The organism is Streptomyces litmocidini, assembly GCF_014649755.1.
GTDB lineage: Bacteria > Actinomycetota > Actinomycetes > Streptomycetales > Streptomycetaceae > Streptomyces > Streptomyces litmocidini.
In genome coordinates this window covers 363464-379785 of sequence record NZ_BMTQ01000005.1, presented here as the reverse complement: position 1 = coordinate 379785, position 16322 = coordinate 363464, and the positions used below count along the sequence as shown (strand labels likewise).

The 16322-nt window shown below is 72.3% G+C and carries 16 protein-coding genes; 10 read left to right on the top strand and 6 right to left on the bottom strand.

The window, feature by feature from the left end; genetic code table 11:
• Window positions 1-87: 87 nt before the first annotated feature.
• The 4 genes from IE180_RS13950 to IE180_RS13935 all read left to right on the top strand — a co-directional run bounded on the left by IE180_RS13950 (window position 88) and on the right by IE180_RS13935 (window position 3581).
• On the top strand, window positions 88-1242 hold the full coding sequence (locus IE180_RS13950) for an ArsA family ATPase (RefSeq protein WP_190157170.1): 1155 nt from the start codon (window positions 88-90) through the stop codon (window positions 1240-1242).
• A 44-nt stretch (window positions 1243-1286) separates the two neighbouring features.
• Entirely contained in the window at window positions 1287-1751 is a 465-nt protein-coding gene (locus tag IE180_RS13945) for a DUF5304 domain-containing protein (protein WP_190157169.1), read from the top strand.
• Window positions 1752-1817: 66 nt separating this feature from the next.
• Window positions 1818-2759, top strand: coding sequence for an ROK family glucokinase (locus tag IE180_RS13940; RefSeq protein WP_190157168.1), 942 nt, complete (start codon window positions 1818-1820; stop codon window positions 2757-2759).
• A gap of 78 nt (window positions 2760-2837) precedes the next feature.
• Window positions 2838-3581, top strand: a complete 744-nt coding sequence (locus IE180_RS13935) for an endonuclease/exonuclease/phosphatase family protein (protein WP_190157167.1) — start codon at window positions 2838-2840, stop codon at window positions 3579-3581.
• Window positions 3582-3589: 8 nt separating this feature from the next.
• On the opposite strand, the gene IE180_RS13930 is transcribed toward IE180_RS13935, so the two are convergent.
• Complete coding sequence (locus IE180_RS13930) at window positions 3590-4240, bottom strand: hypothetical protein (protein WP_190157166.1); 651 nt, start codon at window positions 4238-4240, stop codon at window positions 3590-3592.
• Complete coding sequence (locus IE180_RS13925) at window positions 4233-5015, bottom strand: alpha/beta hydrolase (RefSeq protein ID WP_190157165.1); 783 nt, start codon at window positions 5013-5015, stop codon at window positions 4233-4235. Before IE180_RS13925 ends, IE180_RS13930 begins: the two co-directional genes overlap by 8 nt.
• Window positions 5016-5187: 172 nt before the next feature.
• Here IE180_RS13925 and IE180_RS13920 point away from each other — a divergent pair, with 172 nt between their 5' ends.
• The 4 genes from IE180_RS13920 (at window position 5188) to IE180_RS13905 (ending at window position 8957) form a co-directional block, all read left to right on the top strand.
• The gene (locus tag IE180_RS13920; RefSeq protein ID WP_174518248.1) at window positions 5188-5934 is read left to right on the top strand and encodes a lysophospholipid acyltransferase family protein; all 747 of its coding nucleotides are present in this window, start codon (window positions 5188-5190) and stop codon (window positions 5932-5934) included.
• 30 nt (window positions 5935-5964) lie between these two features.
• Window positions 5965-7176: a MacS family sensor histidine kinase gene (gene macS, locus IE180_RS13915; RefSeq protein ID WP_190157164.1), complete on the top strand. Its 1212-nt coding sequence runs from the start codon at window positions 5965-5967 to the stop codon at window positions 7174-7176.
• Window positions 7173-7844: a response regulator gene (locus IE180_RS13910; protein ID WP_373302760.1), complete on the top strand. Its 672-nt coding sequence runs from the start codon at window positions 7173-7175 to the stop codon at window positions 7842-7844. Before macS ends, IE180_RS13910 begins: the two co-directional genes overlap by 4 nt.
• 114 nt (window positions 7845-7958) lie before the next feature.
• Window positions 7959-8957 (top strand): 2-hydroxyacid dehydrogenase, encoded by a 999-nt coding sequence (locus IE180_RS13905; protein WP_190157163.1) that lies wholly within the window; start codon window positions 7959-7961, stop codon window positions 8955-8957.
• 7 nt (window positions 8958-8964) lie between these two features.
• Here the strand turns inward: IE180_RS13905 and IE180_RS13900 are convergent, their stop codons facing one another.
• From IE180_RS13900 to IE180_RS13890, 3 genes are all read right to left on the bottom strand, one after another.
• The gene (locus tag IE180_RS13900; RefSeq protein WP_190157162.1) at window positions 8965-10836 is read right to left on the bottom strand and encodes an anthranilate synthase family protein; all 1872 of its coding nucleotides are present in this window, start codon (window positions 10834-10836) and stop codon (window positions 8965-8967) included.
• A 107-nt stretch (window positions 10837-10943) separates the two neighbouring features.
• Window positions 10944-11000 carry a trp operon leader peptide gene (locus IE180_RS37500; RefSeq protein WP_223766914.1) on the bottom strand — a complete coding sequence of 19 codons (57 nt, stop codon included), beginning with the start codon at window positions 10998-11000 and terminating at the stop codon, window positions 10944-10946.
• Window positions 11001-11093: 93 nt separating this feature from the next.
• Entirely contained in the window at window positions 11094-13901 is a 2808-nt protein-coding gene (locus IE180_RS13890) for an N-acetylmuramoyl-L-alanine amidase (RefSeq protein WP_190157160.1), read from the bottom strand.
• A gap of 161 nt (window positions 13902-14062) precedes the next feature.
• Between IE180_RS13890 and IE180_RS13885 the strand changes: the two genes are divergently transcribed.
• Together IE180_RS13885 and IE180_RS13880 are read left to right on the top strand one after the other, a co-directional pair.
• The gene (locus IE180_RS13885; RefSeq protein ID WP_373302759.1) at window positions 14063-15424 is read left to right on the top strand and encodes a class II 3-deoxy-7-phosphoheptulonate synthase; all 1362 of its coding nucleotides are present in this window, start codon (window positions 14063-14065) and stop codon (window positions 15422-15424) included.
• A 122-nt stretch (window positions 15425-15546) separates the two neighbouring features.
• Window positions 15547-15792: a (2Fe-2S)-binding protein gene (locus tag IE180_RS13880; protein ID WP_190157158.1), complete on the top strand. Its 246-nt coding sequence runs from the start codon at window positions 15547-15549 to the stop codon at window positions 15790-15792.
• A 7-nt stretch (window positions 15793-15799) separates the two neighbouring features.
• Here IE180_RS13880 and bfr read toward each other — a convergent pair whose 3' ends face one another.
• Window positions 15800-16276 (bottom strand): bacterioferritin, encoded by a 477-nt coding sequence (gene bfr, locus IE180_RS13875; protein WP_123451457.1) that lies wholly within the window; start codon window positions 16274-16276, stop codon window positions 15800-15802.
• Window positions 16277-16322 lie beyond the last annotated feature (46 nt).

The following is a 16322-nucleotide window of genomic DNA, read 5'->3' as shown; positions in this document are numbered from 1 at the left end:
CGCGACGGCGGCCCACCCGCCCGCGACGGGGTGGGTGGGCGCGGCCCACGGCGAGGGCCCCCGGGCGGGGCCGGTAACGTCCCCCGCATGCGGATCATCCTTGTCACCGGCCCCGGCGGCGCCGGACGCACCACCCTCGCCGCCGCCACCGCCCTGGCCGAGGCACGGGCACAGGAGCAGGCGCAGACGGGGGCGCGGGCCGGCCGCCGGGTCCTGCTCGTCTCCGAGGACGCGGAGCCGATCGAGGGGCTCCGGATCCTCCGTCCCGACCCCGGCGCCGACTTCCGCCGGGAGTTCCTCGCCCTCCAGGCCCGTTCCTCCACCGCCCTCGACCTGCTCGGTGCCGCCCCCTTCGAGGACGCCGAGCTGACCGAGCTCCCGGGCAGCCGCCCGTTCGCCCTGCTGCGGGCCCTGCGCGACGCCGCCGCCGGCGACCACGACCTCGCGGTCGTCGACCTGCCCCCGCTCGACGAGGCCCTCGCCCTCCTCGCGCTCCCCGCGCAGCTCCGCCGCTATCTGCGCCGCCTGCTGCCGCCGGAGCGCCAGGCCGCCCGAGCCCTGCGCCCGATGCTCGCCCAGCTCGCCGGCGTGCCCATGCCCGCGCAGTGGCTGTACGAGGCGACGGCCCGCTGGGAGGCCGAGCTCGCCGCCGTCCAGGCCGTCGTCGAGGCCCCCACCACCACCGTCCGCCTCGTCCTCGAACCCGGCCCCGCCGCCGCCCGCGCCCTGCGCACCGCCCGGCTCGGTCTCGCCGTCCAGCGCCTCGCCCTCGACGCCGTCGTCGCGAACCGGATCCTCCCCGCCGGTTCCGAGGACCCGTGGCTGGCCGGGCTCGCCGCCGAACAGCACCGGCACCTCGCGGAGCTCCGTACCACCGCCGGCGAACGGCTGTACGAGCTGCCGCACCTCGGCCGTGCTCCGCGCGGTGCCGAGGACCTGGCCCCGCTCGCGCCCGTCCGGCCCGAGCCGGCCCCCGTCCCCGTCCCGGAGTGGACCGTCGAGGACCGGCGCGAGGAGGACGGCGTCCTGGTCTGGCACATCCCCCTGCCGGGGGCCGTCAAGGAGGAGCTCTCGCTCGTCCGCCGCGGCGACGAACTGCTCCTGACCGTCGGCGCGTTCCGCCGCGGCGTCCCGCTGCCGGGCGCCCTGCGCCGCTGCACGGTCACCGGCGCCGGGCTCGTCGAGGGGGACCTGCGGGTGCGGTTCACACCCGACCCCGGGCTCTGGCCCCGCACCTCCTGAGGCGGCGTGTACCGTCGAAGTACGCAGCCATTGAGGAGTACGCCATGAGCGATTCGGACGCCTGGGCCAAGGCCTGTGCCGAGGACATGGAGGCGGAGAAGGCCCGCCGCCGGGCGCAGCGCGCGACCGAGCCCGGCTCGCCCGCGGAGGAGTTCCGCAGGCTCTTCGAGGCCGTGGCCGACAAGGTCTCCGGCGGTCTCGGGAACCCGCTCCTCGGCGGCCGGGCCGCGCAGACCGCCGCGCAGACCGTGCAGCAGCTCGTCGACCAGGCGAAGGCCGCCGTCGAGCCGGTCATCGAACGCAACCCGCAGGTCTTCGACCACCTCGCCGCCGCCGGCAGCGAGCTGCTCGCCGCCTACCGCTCCGCCGTCGAGGGCCACGAGAGCCGCTGGACCCGAGGCGGCGCCGTGCCCGAGGACGACCCGCGCCGGGAGGCGGACCCGGGCCCGGACGTTCCCCGCAAGGACGACGAGGGGCCCGGAACCGGCCAGCACATCGACCTCGACTGATCGGTGGGGCACCTCCCCTCGGGTACGGTGGGCCTTAGCGGGGCTCGACCGAAAACTGAGGGACACATGGGACTCACCATCGGCGTCGACATCGGCGGCACGAAGATCGCGGCCGGCGTGGTCGACGAGGAGGGCAACATCCTCGACACGCACACCGTGCCCACCCCGCCGACCCCCGAAGGCATCGTCGACGCCATCTGCGCCGCCGTGTCCGAGGCCGGCAAGGGCCACTCGATCGAGGCCGTCGGCATCGGAGCCGCGGGCTACGTCGACGACAAGCGTGCCACCGTCCTCTTCGCGCCGAACATCGACTGGCGGCACGAGCCGCTCAAGGACAAGGTCGAGCAGCGGGTCGGTCTGCCCGTCGTCGTCGAGAACGACGCCAACGCCGCGGCCTGGGGCGAGTACCGCTTCGGCGCCGGCCAGGGCCACGAGGACGTCATCTGCATCACCCTCGGCACCGGCCTCGGCGGCGGCATCATCATCGGCAACAAGCTGCGCCGCGGACGCTTCGGCGTGGCCGCCGAATTCGGCCACATCCGGGTCGTCCCGGACGGTCTGCTGTGCGGCTGCGGCAGCCAGGGCTGCTGGGAGCAGTACGCTTCCGGGCGCGCTCTCGTCCGGTACGCCAAGCAGCGCGCCGCCGCCACCCCCGAGAACGCCACGGTGCTCCTCGGGCTCGGCGACGGCACCCCCGAGGGCATCGAGGGCAAGCACGTCAGCGAGGCCGCCCGGGCGGGCGACAAGGTCGCCGTCGACTCCTTCCGCGAGCTGGCCCGCTGGGCGGGCGCCGGTCTCGCCGACCTGGCCTCGCTCTTCGACCCGTCGGCGTTCATCGTCGGCGGCGGCGTCTCCGACGAGGGCGAGCTGGTCCTCGACCCGATCCGGAAGTCCTTCCGGCGCTGGCTGATCGGCGGCCGGTACCGTCCGCACGCGCAGGTCCTCGCGGCCCAGCTCGGCAACAAGGCCGGCCTGGTCGGCGCCGCGGACCTGGCCCGCCAGGGCTGAACCTCCGTACGGAGCCATACGACGGCCGCCCGTCGCGTCCTCCCGGACGCGACGGGCGGCCGTCGTATGTTGGCCGTCATGGCGATCAGTGAGCTGCCCAACTCCCGCACCGAGAGCGACGGTTCGGCCGTCCTCCGGGTCCTGAGCTACAACGTCCGCTCGATGCGCGACGACGAGGACGCCCTCGCCCGGGTGATCCGCGCCTGCGCCCCCGACCTCGTCTTCGTCCAGGAGGCACCCCGCTTCTTCCGCTGGCGCAAACACGCCGCCCGGCTCGCCGCCAAGAGCGAACTCGTCGTCCTGAGCGGCGGCGCCACCGCGGCGGGGCCGCTCCTGCTCTGCTCCCTGCGGGCCACCGTGGAGCGGACCGAGGACGTCCTGCTGCCGCTCACGCCGGGTCTGCACCGGCGCGGCCTCGCGACCGCGGTCGTCCGCTTCGCCGGGGCCCGGCTCGGTCTCGTCAGCTGCCATCTGAGCCTGCGGAAGGACGAGCGGTACGCCCAGGCCGGGATGGTCCTCGACCGGGTCGCCGCCCTCGGCACCCCGCACGCCCTCGTCGCCGGCGACCTGAACGAACGCCCCGGCGGCCCCGCCTTCACCCGCCTCACCGAGGAGCTCCAGGACGGGTGGGCGGTCAGTCCCTGGGGCGGCGAGTACACCTCGACCCCCGCCGATCCGCACCAGCGCATCGACGCGATCCTGGCGACCCCGGGCATCGAGTTCCTCGGCTGCGGAGTCCCGACGGACCTCGACCCCCGGGACCTGCGGGCCGCCACCGACCACCTCCCCGTGCTGGCGGCGGTCCGCGTCCCCGCCTCGTAGGGCCGGGGCTACACCACCGCCCCGCGTCCCGGGTCGTCGAAGCCGTCGTCGTCCTCGTCGTCGTGCTTCATCCGGGCCACCAGCGTCGCGAAGCCGCCCAGGAAGCCGCCCACGCAGAGCGTCGTCAGCCACCAGGTCATGTCCCACTGGAGCAGGACGGCGAGGAGCATCAGGACCGGGCCGCCGACGACCGCGAGCCAGGCGAACTTGGTCGTCGTGTCCGCCTCGGGCAGCGGAGGCGGCTCCGGAGGGACGAAGTGGCCCTCGTCGGCGCCGCCCGCCGCGTCGTCCGGCTCGGCCGGCGAGTGGTCCCGGGGGCCGCCCGCCCGCACCCCGGGCGCGAACACGATCGAGCTGCCCGGCGCCGGCCGCTCGGGACCCGCCTCCGGGTCCTCGGCCGGCCCGGTCTCCTCGGCGGGGTCCGGCAGGGGCTTGGGCCGCGGCTTCCAGGCCGTGCCCTTGACCGGCCGGACCTCCCCGGCGGCCCCGTCCTCCCCGTCCTCCGGCTCCGGCAGCGACAGGTTCTCGACGGGCCGGAACGGCTTCGCCCCCGGAGGGTCCGCGGGCTCCTCGCCGTACCCGGCGACGATCGCCGCCCAAGCGGCCTCCTCGTCGATGGGCTGCGGCTCCCGCCCGTCGCCGTCCTGCTGCTCAGCCACCGCTCCTGCTCCCCTTCCCGTCGACCAGCTCCGGGGCCAGACGCTCGACGAAGGCCAGGCTCTCGTCGAAGATCCGCTCCGCGTCATGGTCCAACGTCGCCACGTGGTAGCTCTGTTCCAGCAGGATCTCCTCGACGTCCGTCGAGGAGATCCGGGAGAGGATCCGGGCCGAGTCGGCGGGCGGCACGACGTGGTCCCGGGGGCTGTGGAGCAGTACCACCGGCTGGGTGACCTGGGGAAGCTGCGCGTCCACGATCCGGAAGAAGCGGCGCATGGTGTGCGCGGCGTGCAGCGGCACCCGGTCGTAGCCGAGCTCGGTCACGCCCTCCTTGGCGATGTCGCTGGCGATGCCCTTGGTGGAGGGGACCAGGTGCCGGACGACCGGCAGCGCGTGCGCGGCGAGGCCGTGCACCTTGTTCGCCGGGTTGACCAGGACGATGCCGCGCACCTCGTCGCCGTGCTGGGCGGCCAGCCGCAGCGTGAGGGCCCCGCCCATGGAGAGGCCGAAGACGAAGACGGTCCGGCAGCGCTCCAGGAGCTCGCGCAGGGCCCGGTCCACCTCCGCGTACCAGTCCTGCCAGGTGACGAGCTGCATGTCCTGCCAGCGGGTGCCGTGGCCCGGCAGCAGGGGCACCGACACCGACAGGCCGCGCTCGGCCAGGTACTCGGCCCACGGACGCATCGACTGCGGGGAACCGGTGAATCCGTGACAGAGAAGGACGCCGACCTCTCCGCCTTCGTGGCGGTACGGCTCGGCTCCGGGAAGGACCGGCACCGGGGTCTCCTGTTCGTTGCGACTCCGGCGTCTTCGGGTGCGCCGGAGCGACGGAATATGGGGAAGGACCTTCACGGTACGCGACCGGACCGACACCGACCAGGGCCGTAGCCGGGGCCGTGCGCCGGTACGGGATAAAGTCGTGGCGACGGCACACGGAAGGCATGGCGAGTTGATCTACGGCGCAATGAAGTTCTCCATCGGAGGGTCCCTGAAGCTCGCCTTCCGGCCCTGGGTGGAGGGACTGGAGAACATCCCCGCCGAGGGACCCGCGATCCTCGCGAGCAACCACCTGTCCTTCTCGGACTCCTTCTTCCTGCCCGCCGTCCTGGACCGCAAGGTCACCTTCATCGCCAAGGCCGAGTACTTCACCACCCCCGGCGTGAAGGGCAAGCTCACCGCCGCCTTCTTCAAGGGTGTCGGCCAGCTCCCGGTGGACCGTTCGGGTGCCCGCGGCGCGGGCGAGGCCGCCATCAAGGCGGGCATCGAGGTCATCGAGGGCGGCGGCCTCTTCGGCATCTACCCCGAGGGCACCCGCTCGCCCGACGGCCGCCTCTACCGGGGCAAGCCCGGCGGCCTGGCGCGCGTCGCCCTGGCCACCGGCGCGCCCGTGATCCCGGTCGCCATGATCGACACCGAGAAGATCCAGCCGCCCGGCAAGGTCGTCCCCAAGCTGATGCGTCCGGGCATCCGGATCGGCAAGCCGCTGGACTTCACCCGCTACCAGGGCATGGAGGGGGACCGCTTCATCCTCCGCTCGGTGACCGACGAGGTCATGTACGAGATCATGAAGCTGTCCGGCCAGGAGTACGTCGACATCTACGCGACGGCCGCCAAGCGGCAGATCGCCGAGGCGGAGAAGGCGGCCAAGGAGGCCGTCAAGGCCGAGATCGCCGCTCGGGAAGAGTCCGGCGCGTAGGTCCCCGCGGGGACTCGGGGGGTGGGGGAGATGGCCAAGCGCGAGCGTGTCGTGCGCATGTCGGTCGAGCAGCCGCTGTGGCGGGCGCTGACCGGCTACCGCGTCCTGACGATGGTCTACGCGGTCCTGCTGTTCGCCTTCGGCCGGAGCGGTTACGAGCGGCCCTGGATCGCCGTCGGCTATCTGACGGTGCTGTGCTGCTGGACCCTCGCCACCCTCCCCAAGGTGGCGAACGCCGCCGGCTGCACCAGGCGCTTCCTCGTCGCCGACCTCGCCATCGCCCTCGTCGGCATCCTCCTCACCCCGCTCGCCGACGCCCAGGCCCAGTCGTTCGACGGCCCCACCCTGCCGTCGATATGGACCGCCGGCTCCGTCCTCGCCTACGCCATCAAGGGAGGCTGGCGCTGGGCCGGCGTCGCCTCCTCCCTCGTCGCCGTCGCCAACATCGTCGAGCGCGGCCACCCCAGCCGGGACACCTTCCACAACGTGCTCCTCGTCTGGGTCGCCTCCATCGCCATCGGCTACGTCGTCGAGGTCGCCCGCGCCTCCGAGCGCACCCTCGCCCGCGCCCTGGAGATCGAGGCCGCGACCCGGGAACGGGAGCGGCTCGCCCGCGACATCCACGACAGCGTCCTCCAGGTCCTCGCGATGGTGCAGCGGCGCGGCACCGCGCTCGGCGGCGAGGCGGCCGAACTCGGCCGGATGGCGGGGGAGCAGGAGGTCGCCCTCCGCACCCTCGTCGCGGGCGGGCTCGCCCGGCCCAGCCTGGTCTCCGAGGACGAGTCCGAGGGCGCCGTCGTCCGGGTCGTGGACGTGGACGACGAACCCGACGCGGACGCCCCCACCGACCTCCGCGTCCTGCTCGCCCCGCGCGCCGGGGCCCGGGTCACGCTCTCCGAGCCGGGCGCCCCGGTCCTGCTGCCGCCGCCCGCCGCCCGCGAGCTGGCCGCCGCCGTCGGCGCGGCCCTGGACAACGTCCGGGTGCACGCGGGCGAGGACGCGCAGGCGTGGATCCTGATCGAGGACTGGACGGACGAGGTGACCGTCACCGTCCGGGACGACGGCCCCGGCATCCCGGAGGGCCGCCTCGCGCAGGCGGAGGGCGAGGGCCGGATGGGCGTCGCCCTGTCCATCCGGGGGAGACTGCGCGATCTGGGCGGCACGGCCGAGCTGTTCTCCGTCCCCGGTCAGGGCACGGAGGTCGAGTTGAAGGTCCCACGGGGGAAGGCAGGGGAGAAGTGAGCGAGCAGCTGATCAAGGTGATGGTCGTCGACGACCATCCGATGTGGCGGGACGCGGTCGCCCGCGACCTCGCCGAGGCGGGTTTCGACGTGGTCGCCACCGCCGGCGACGGCGAGCAGGCCGTGCGCCGCGCCGTCGCGGCCGGCCCCGACGTCCTCGTCCTCGACCTGAACCTGCCGGTGAAGCCGGGCGTCCAGGTCTGCAAGGAGCTCGTCGGCGCCCGGCCCGAGCTGCGGGTCCTCGTCCTGTCGGCGAGCGGCGAGCACGCCGACGTCCTGGAGGCGGTCAAGTCCGGTGCCACCGGCTACCTCCTCAAGTCGGCCAGTACCGAGGAGCTGATCGACGCGGTCCGCCGGACGGCCGTCGGCGACCCCGTCTTCACGCCGGGCCTGGCCGGCCTCGTCCTCGGCGAGTACCGCCGGCTGGCCTCCGAGCCCGCACCGGCGGCCGGCGCCGACGAGCCGAAGGCCCCGCAGCTGACCGAGCGCGAGACGGAGGTCCTGCGGCTCGTCGCGAAGGGGCTCAGCTACAAGCAGATCGCCGAGCGGCTGGTCATCTCCCACCGGACGGTGCAGAACCACGTGCAGAACACCCTGGGCAAGCTCCAGCTGCACAACAGGGTGGAGCTCGTCCGGTACGCCATCGAGCGCGGCCTCGACGACGCCTGAGGCGGCGGGGACGGCCGACGGGGCGCAGATGCGCGAGGTGCGCGATATTCGCGCGCATCGCGCATATCGTGCACATCGAGCATGTGCGGCCCATCGTGACGGTGAGGGGACCTCGTGGAGATCCTGGCATTCGGCGTACAGGCGGACGAGAGGCCCCTCCTGGAGAAGGCCTTCGCGGGGCACCACGACGTCCGCTGCCTGGACGTCTTCCTCGACGAGGACACCGCCCCCATCGCCGTCGGCTACGAGGTCGTCTCCACGAGCGTCAACGCCGACCTGAACCACCGGGTCCTGGAGATCCTCGCGGCCGGCGGCACCCGGATGATCGCCCAGCGCTCCACGGGCTTCAACAACATCGACCTGAAGGTCGCCGAGCGACTCGGCCTCACCGTCGCCCGGGTCTCGTCCTACTCGCCGTACTCCGTCGCCGAGTTCGCCTGGACCCTCGCCCTGGCCGTCAACCGCCGGATCGTCCGCGCCTCCAACCGGACCCGCGACTTCGACTTCCGGCTCGACGGACTGATGGGCCGTGACCTGCGGGGCCGTACCGCCGGCGTCCTCGGCACCGGCAGGATCGGCGAGGCCTTCACCCGCATCGCCCACGGCTTCGGCATGAACCTCCTCGGCTGGGACGTCGCCCGGAACCCCGCCTGCGTGGAGCTCGGCATGGAGTACGTCGACAAGGACCGGCTCCTCGCCGAGGCCGACCTCATCAGCCTCCACGTCCCGCTCGTGGAGGCCACCCACCACCTCGTCGACGCCGCCGCCCTCAGGGCCATGAAGGACGACGCCATCCTGGTGAACTCCAGCCGCGGCGGCCTCGTCGACACCGAGGCCCTCGTCACCGAGCTCCGCGCGGGCCGCTTCACCGGTGTCGGCCTGGACGTGTACGAGGCGGAGGCCGGGCTCTTCTTCCTCGACAAGTCCCTGGGGGGCGTCGAGGACGACACCCTGGCCCGCCTGGTCACCTTCCCGAACGTGGTGGTCACCTCCCACCAGGCCTACTACACGGCCGACGCGGTCCGTCAGATCATCGACACCACCCTCCAGAACGTCCTCGACCACGTCGCGGGACGGCACAGCGAGAACGTCCTGGTGCCGAGGGCCTCCTAGACCAGCACTAGACCAGCACCCCCGCGAGCAGGGAGGCCGTCAGCGCCGCCCCGTCCGTCGTGAGCACCGACTCCGGGTGGAACTGCACGCCCGCGAAGCCCGGCCCGCGCAGGGCGTGCACCTCGCCGGTCTCCGCGTCCCGGCTCACCTCGATGCGGTGCAGCGCGAGCTCCGTCGCCGTCCGGTCGTCGCAGCGTGCGGTGAAGCTGTTGTAGAAGCCGACCGTCTGCTCCTGGCCGAAGAGGTCGATCCGCAGCTGTGCCCCCTGGAACGGGGTCCGCTTGCGGACGATGTCCAGGCCCAGCTCGGCCGCGATCAGCTCGTGCCCGAGGCAGACGCCCAGCAGGCCGTGGCGGTGGTCCCGCACCAGCTCGGCCGTCAGGCCGCGCAGGAAGCGCATCTTCGGGTCGGCGGCGTCCGAGGGGTTCCCGGGCCCGGGCCCCAGGACGACCGGCCCCTCGTGGGCGAGGGCCAGCTCCCGCAGCCCCGGCTCGTCGTAGCGGAGCACCGACACCTCCAGGCCCGAGGAGCGCAGGACGTGCGCCAGCATGGCCGTGAAGGTGTCCTCGGCGTCGATCACGAGCGCGTGCCCGGACAGCTCCGCGGAGCGGGCCTGCATCTTCAGCCAGAACGGCGCGAGGTCCGCGCGGCGCGCGTCGAGCGCGGCCCGCACCCGGGGGTCGTCGGCGAGCCGCGGCGGCACCGGGGCCGACGGGCCGGCCGGCCGGCCCTCCCGGACCCCCAGGGCCGTGAGGACGCCCGCCGCCTTGGCGTGGGTCTCGGCGACCTCGCCCTCGGGGTCCGAGTGCCGCACCAGCGTGGCCCCCACCGGCACCCGCAGCCGGCCGTCGGCGGCGATGTCGGCGGTACGGATGAGGATGGGGGAGTCCAGGGTCTGCGCCCCGCTCCCGTCCGTGCCGAGCAGGGCGAGCGCGCCCGCGTAGTACCCCCGGCCGCCCTCCTCGTGACGCTCGATCACCCGGCAGGCGTTCTGCACCGGCGAGCCGGTCACGGTCGCCGCGAACATCGTCTCCCGCAGCACCTCCCGCACGTCGAGCGAGGACCGGCCCCGCAACTCGTACTCCGTGTGCGCGAGGTGGGCCATCTCCTTCAGGCGCGGCCCGACCACCACGCCGCCCATGTCGCCCACCGTGCACATCATCTTCAGTTCCTCGTCCACCACCATGGAGAGCTCCTCGGTCTCCTTGCGGTCGGCGAGGAAGGCGAGCAGGTCCTCGGCGGTCGGGGCCGTCCCGGCCGGGTAGCGGTACGTGCCGCTGATCGGGTTCATCACGACCGTCCCTCCCGACATCCGGACGTGCACCTCGGGGCTCGCCCCGACGAGCGTCCGCTCCCCGGTGTGCACGACGAACGTCCAGTACGCGCCCCGCTCGCCCGCCAGCAGCCGCCGGAACAGGGCGAGCGCGTCGGCGCGCCCGAAGCCCGGGATCCCGCCGGTGTAGGTGCGCCGGATCACGAAGTTCGCGCCCTCGCCGGAGCCGATCTCCTCGTCGACGACCCGTCGCACGGTCTCCGCGTAGGCCTCGTCGGAGACGTCGAAGCCGCCGCCCTCCACCCGTACGTCGTGGGAGGGGAGCGCGGCCAGGGCGTCGGCGAGCGGCAGCTCGTACGCCTCGTCGGCGACGAGCACGGAGAGCGGGGTGCCGTCGTCCCGCACGTCGAAGCCGCGCTCCCGGATCTGCCGGAACGGCACGAGGGCGAGCGTGGGCGTCGGTCCCACGGGCAGGTCCGCGAGGCGTCCGGCCTCGTGGACCCGGCCGATCAGCACCTCGACGGTGTCGTGGTCACGGCCGGGGGTGCGGCGGCGCAGCAGGGCGAAGGGAGGGCAGGAGTCGTCGAGGAGACGGGAGAGGTCCATGGGGCGTGTCGTTCCTTCCGAGCGGAGTGCGGAGAGGAGGAACGGCCCCGGGTACGAGAAAGGCCGCCCCTCGGGCGGCCTTCGCGTGTCTGTCGGTGTACGCGAGATCAGTGGGCCGCCGGATGAGCGGTCCACCACCAGTTCTGGTTCGAGTGCGCGTACACGTGAGCACTGTAACCCGGCCGGGCACGCGAACGGGGCCCGGTCCGCACCGTGGACGGTGCGCGCCGGGCCCCGGGGCCGGTCGGACTGCTCGATCAGAAGATCAGGTTGTAGGGCTGCCAGCCCGGGCCGACCTGCACCCGCGCGGCGTACGGGGCGGTGGCGCTGCCGGTGCCCTTGTACAGCCACAGGACGCCGGCGCCGTCACGGGCGACGAAGTCGACCTTGCCGTCACCGGTGAGGTCACTCGGTCCGGTGACGCTGTTGTAGATCTGCCAGCCGGTGCCCACCTTGACGCGCGCGGCGTACGGGGCGGTGGCGCTGCCGGTGCCCTTGTACAGCCAGAGCGCCCCGGTGCCGTCGCGGCCGATCAGGTCCGGCTTGCCGTCGGACGTCAGGTCTCCGGTGCTGACGACGTCGTTGTAGATCTGCCAGCCGGTGCCGATCTTCACGCGCGGCGCGAACGGCGTCGCCGGGGTGCCGGTGCCCTTGTACAGCCACAGCACGCCCGACTTCTCGCGGGCGATCAGATCCGGCTTGGAGTCCCCGGTGAGGTCGCGGACGCCGATGATCCGGTCGTAGACCTGCCAGCCGCCACCGGTCTTCAGCCGGGCCTTGAACGGCGCGGACGGGTTGCCGCTGCCCTGGTAGTACCAGAGCACGCCGGAGGCGTCACGGGCCACGGCGTCACCGGTGCCGTCGGCGCGGAGCGCGGTCAGCGGGGTGACGGCGTTGTAGATCTGCCAGCCGCCGCCGACCCTGTACCGGGTCAGGAAGGGCGCGGTGGCGCTGCCGGTGCCCTGGTACTGCCAGAGGACGCCCGAGGTGTCGCGGGCGAGGAGGTTGTAGCGGTTGTTCGTGGCGACGGGAGGCGCGGTCGCGACCTCCTTGACGTCGCTCGCCTTCACCCAGGAGATGCGGTGGTTGTAGCGGATCGGGACGAAGACGTTGGTCGTGCCGACGACACGGGTGCCGTCGGTGTTGTAGGCGCTGTAGTAGTAGTCGCCCGGAACCGGGTCACCGGCCTTGGCGTACAGCTGCCCGGCCGGGAGGCTGTACTTCGTCAGCGACGCGCTGTTGTTGGCCTGCACCGGGACGCCGGTGCCCGTGTAGGCGGCGTCCTCGGGGTAGGTGCGGCCGTAGACGGGGATCGAGGCGGCGCCGTCCTTGGCGGTGATGGCCGTGCCCGTCTTCACCGGGGCCGTGTACTGGCCGCCGGGGTTGTAGAACCAGGCCTTCTTGCCGCCGTACCAGACGGCGGTCCAGTCGGTGCGCGACTCGGCGACGACGTGGGTGCTGCCGGCCGTGACCTTGTTCGTCCAGTTGGCGCCCTCCTGCCAGTTCGCCTGGACGTACGGGTCGGTCAGCGCCTTGGTCTGGTCGGCCACCGGCTCCGAGTAGAGGTAGCCGAAGTTCACCGGCAGCGCCACGGTGGTCTTGGTGACGCCGTCCTCCGTGTACTTCATCGACTGCTGGTTGGCCGAGGTGAAGGGCGGGACGATCCGCACCATCTGTCCGGCCTGGAGCGGGCCGCCCGCGCCACCGGCTCCGGTGGGGGCGCCCACCAGGCCCATGAAGTGGTTCCAGTCCCAGAACGGGCCCGGGTCCCAGTGGTCCTGCCGCGTGCCGTCCAGGATGCTCGGCACGTCGTCGTGGCCGATGACGTGCTCGCGGTCCAGCGGGATCGAGAACTTCGCGGCCAGGTACTTCACGAGGGCCGCGGAGGACTCGTACTCCGGCTCGGTGTACCAGCCGGCGTCGCCCTTGATGGCGTAGCCCTCGTGCTCGATGCCGATCGAGTGCATGTTGAGGGTCTTGTTGCCGGCGTGGTACGCCTCGTTCTTCGTCTCCACCATCTGCGTCACGCGGCCGTCGGCGCGCACGATGTAGTGGGCGCTGGCGTAGCTCAGCGGGTTCTGGAAGACGGAGACCGCCCCGTCGTGGTCGCCCTCGATGTCGTGGATGACGATCTGGCGGACGTCGAAGCCGTTCGCGGGACGGCTCGCGATGTTGTAGTTGCCGTCGTTCTGCGAGTAGGCGGCGGGGATGAAGGTGCAGGCGAGGCCGGAGGGGCACCCGACCGCCGGGGTCTCGGTCGTGGCCGTGAAGCTCGCCGCGAGCGGCACGTTCGACGGCTCGACCGGCTTCACCGACGGGTCCGCGGGCAGGACGACCTGCTCGCCGTCGGCGGTGGTCTCCCGCTCACCCGTCCTGATGGACTCGAAGACGCGCTTCGCGAAGAGGTCGGCGCCCTTCCGGTCCTCGGACTGGCTGTAGCGGGCCACGGCCGGGTACCAGGCGCCCGGGTCGTCGGACAGCTCGGCGCCGGCCTGCTTCTGGTACTCGGCGAGGAGCGCGGCACCGGCGCGGATCGAGGCGGCGGTGTCGTTCTGCACGGACTCGGTCGAGTCGTCGATCAGCCCGGCGGCCTTGTCGAGGGTGTGCAGCGCCGGGTCAGAGGTGTCGACCTTCGTCTTCGCCTCAGGGAGGGCGGCCAGCGCCTTCTTCCCGTCGAACCGCTTCTCGACGCGGGGGTCGCCGCTCCGGTTCATCAGGTCGAGCAGGTGCTCGTCCGTGTCCTGCTCGATGTCCTCGGGGTCGACCTTCGTCAGCCCCATGACGTTGTACGCGCCCGTGGTGCTGGGCTGCCCCTCGTGCGACTCCCACCGCGTCTGCCGGTACGACACCGCCATCAGCACGCTCTGCGGCACGTCGAATTCGCGGGCCGCGTTTGCGAACTGCCTCTGGAGGGGAAGGTCCCCCCCGGGACCGTCGCCCGTCGCGCCGAGGAGGCCCGGCGAGGCGACCGCGATGGTGCCGATGGTGGCGGTGGCGACGACAGCGGCCGCCGCTCCGTACAAGAGTCGTTTCTTCTTGCGATCCCTGCGGTGCCTCTGGGTCACGCCCACCCCTGTGAGTTCGGCTCTGCTCTTGTCAAACGGGCCAGAGGGTAACACCACTCGACGACCGGAAGATCCTCGGCGGACATTTCGGGTGGGGGCGCGGGAGGCGCGCGTCTCAGCCATTGAGCAGAGGGACAGGACCGGACGAAGAACCCCTTACTGTGGTGCTTGTGACCGTGAACGCCGAATCCCACGCCGTCGCCAAGGCGACCTGGCGAGACCTGCCCGCGGCGCAGCAGCCCGAGTACCCCGATGCCGAGGCTCTGCGCGATGTGATCGCGGACCTCGAGTCGTATCCTCCGCTCGTCTTCGCCGGCGAGTGCGACCAGCTGCGCGCCCGGATGGGAGCCGTCGCCCGTGGCGAGGCGTTCCTGCTCCAGGGCGGCGACTGCGCCGAGGCCTTCGACGCCGTGTCCGCCGACCACATCAGGGCCAAGCTCAAGACGCTGCTCCAGATGAGCGCCGTCCTCACCTACGCGGCCTCCGTGCCCGTGGTGAAGGTCGGCCGCATCGCTGGCCAGTACTCGAAGCCCCGTTCCAAGGGGACCGAGACCCGCGACGGCGTGACGCTCCCCACCTACCGGGGCGACTCCGTCAACGGCTTCGACTTCAACGAGAAGGCCCGCATCCCGGACCCCGAGCGCCTGAAGCGGATGTACAACGCCTCCGCCTCCACGCTCAACCTGGTCCGCGCCTTCACCACCGGTGGCTACGCCGACCTGCGCCAGGTCCACGCCTGGAACCAGGACTTCGTGAAGTCGTCCCCCTCGGGCCAGCGCTACGAGGCGCTCGCCCGCGAGATCGACAACGCCCTGAACTTCATGAAGGCCTGTGGCACCGACCCGGCCGAGTTCAAGGCCGTCGAGTTCTACGCCTCCCACGAGGCGCTGCTGCTCGACTACGAGGGCGCCCTGACCCGTACGGACTCGCGCACCGGCAGGCTGTACGACACCTCCGGCCACATGGTCTGGGTCGGCGAGCGCACCCGCCAGCTGGACCACGCGCACATCGAGTTCTGCTCGCAGATCGCCAACCCGATCGGCGTCAAGCTCGGCCCGACCACCACGGTGGACGAGGCGCTCACGTACATCGACCGTCTCGACCCGGACCGCGAGCCGGGCCGGCTGACCTTCATCGTCCGCATGGGCGCCGACAAGGTCCGCGACAAGCTCCCCGAGCTGGTCGAGAAGGTCACCGCCTCCGGTGCGGTCGTCGCCTGGGTCACCGACCCGATGCACGGCAACACCTTCGAGGCCGCCTCCGGCCACAAGACCCGCCGCTTCGACGACGTGCTCGACGAGGTCAAGGGCTTCTTCGAGGTCCACAAGGCGCTGGGCACCCACCCGGGCGGCATCCACGTCGAGCTCACCGGTGACGACGTCACCGAGTGCGTGGGCGGCGGCGACGAGATCTTCGTCGACGACCTGCACCAGCGCTACGAGACGGCCTGCGACCCGCGGCTCAACCGCAGCCAGTCGCTCGACCTGGCGTTCCTGGTGGCGGAGATGTACCGCGACCAGTAGCCAGAGGTCTACGGAGACGGGGCACGGATCGCTGTGATCCGTGCCCCATCTCCGCATCCGGGTCTTTTGGGCTTCCGGGACGCCAGGTAAGGTTAGGTTAGCCTTAACGATCTCGGCGGGAGGTGGACCGCGTGTACGTCTGCTCATGCTTCGGTGTCACGGAGAAGCAGGTCAAGGAGCATGCGGACGCGGGCGCGTGCACGCCCCGCCAGATAGCCTCGGCCAGCAAGGCCGGCACGGACTGCGGTTCCTGCGTCCGTCGCATCCAGGCCATCCTCGGGCGCGGCAGCTGCCCGCGACGCGAGCTCCTGGACCAGGGCGTGCCCGCCCTGGCGTCGGAAGCGGCCGCGCTGCCGGAAGCCGCCTAGAGCGGCCCTAGCTGGGCTGTTCGATCAGCGTCGAGACGTACAGCGCCTCACCCAGGGACTCGATCAGCTCCAGCTGCGTGTCCAGGTAGTCGATGTGGTGCTCCTCGTCGGCCAGGATCTCCTCGAAGAGGTTGGCGGACGTGACGTCCCCCTTGGCGCGCATGACCTCGATCCCGCGCCTGAGGCGGTCGATCGCCTCCACCTCGACCTGGCGGTCCGCCTGGAACATCTCGGTGATCGTCTGGCCGACCCGCACGTGGAAGAGCCGCTGGTAGTTGGGCAGGCCGTCGAGCATCAGGATGCGCTCGGTCAGCTTGTCCGCGTGCTTCATCTCGTCGATGGACTCTTCGCGGGTGTACTTGGCGAGCTTCGTCCATCCCTTGTTGTCCTGGATGCGGTAGTGCAGCCAGTACTGGTTGATGGCCGTCAGCTCGCCGGTCAGCTGCTCGTTGAGGAACTCGAGGACCTCGGGGTCGCCCTGCATCGCTCCAGGCTCCTTCCACGTTACGTGTCTACGCCGTCACCGGGCG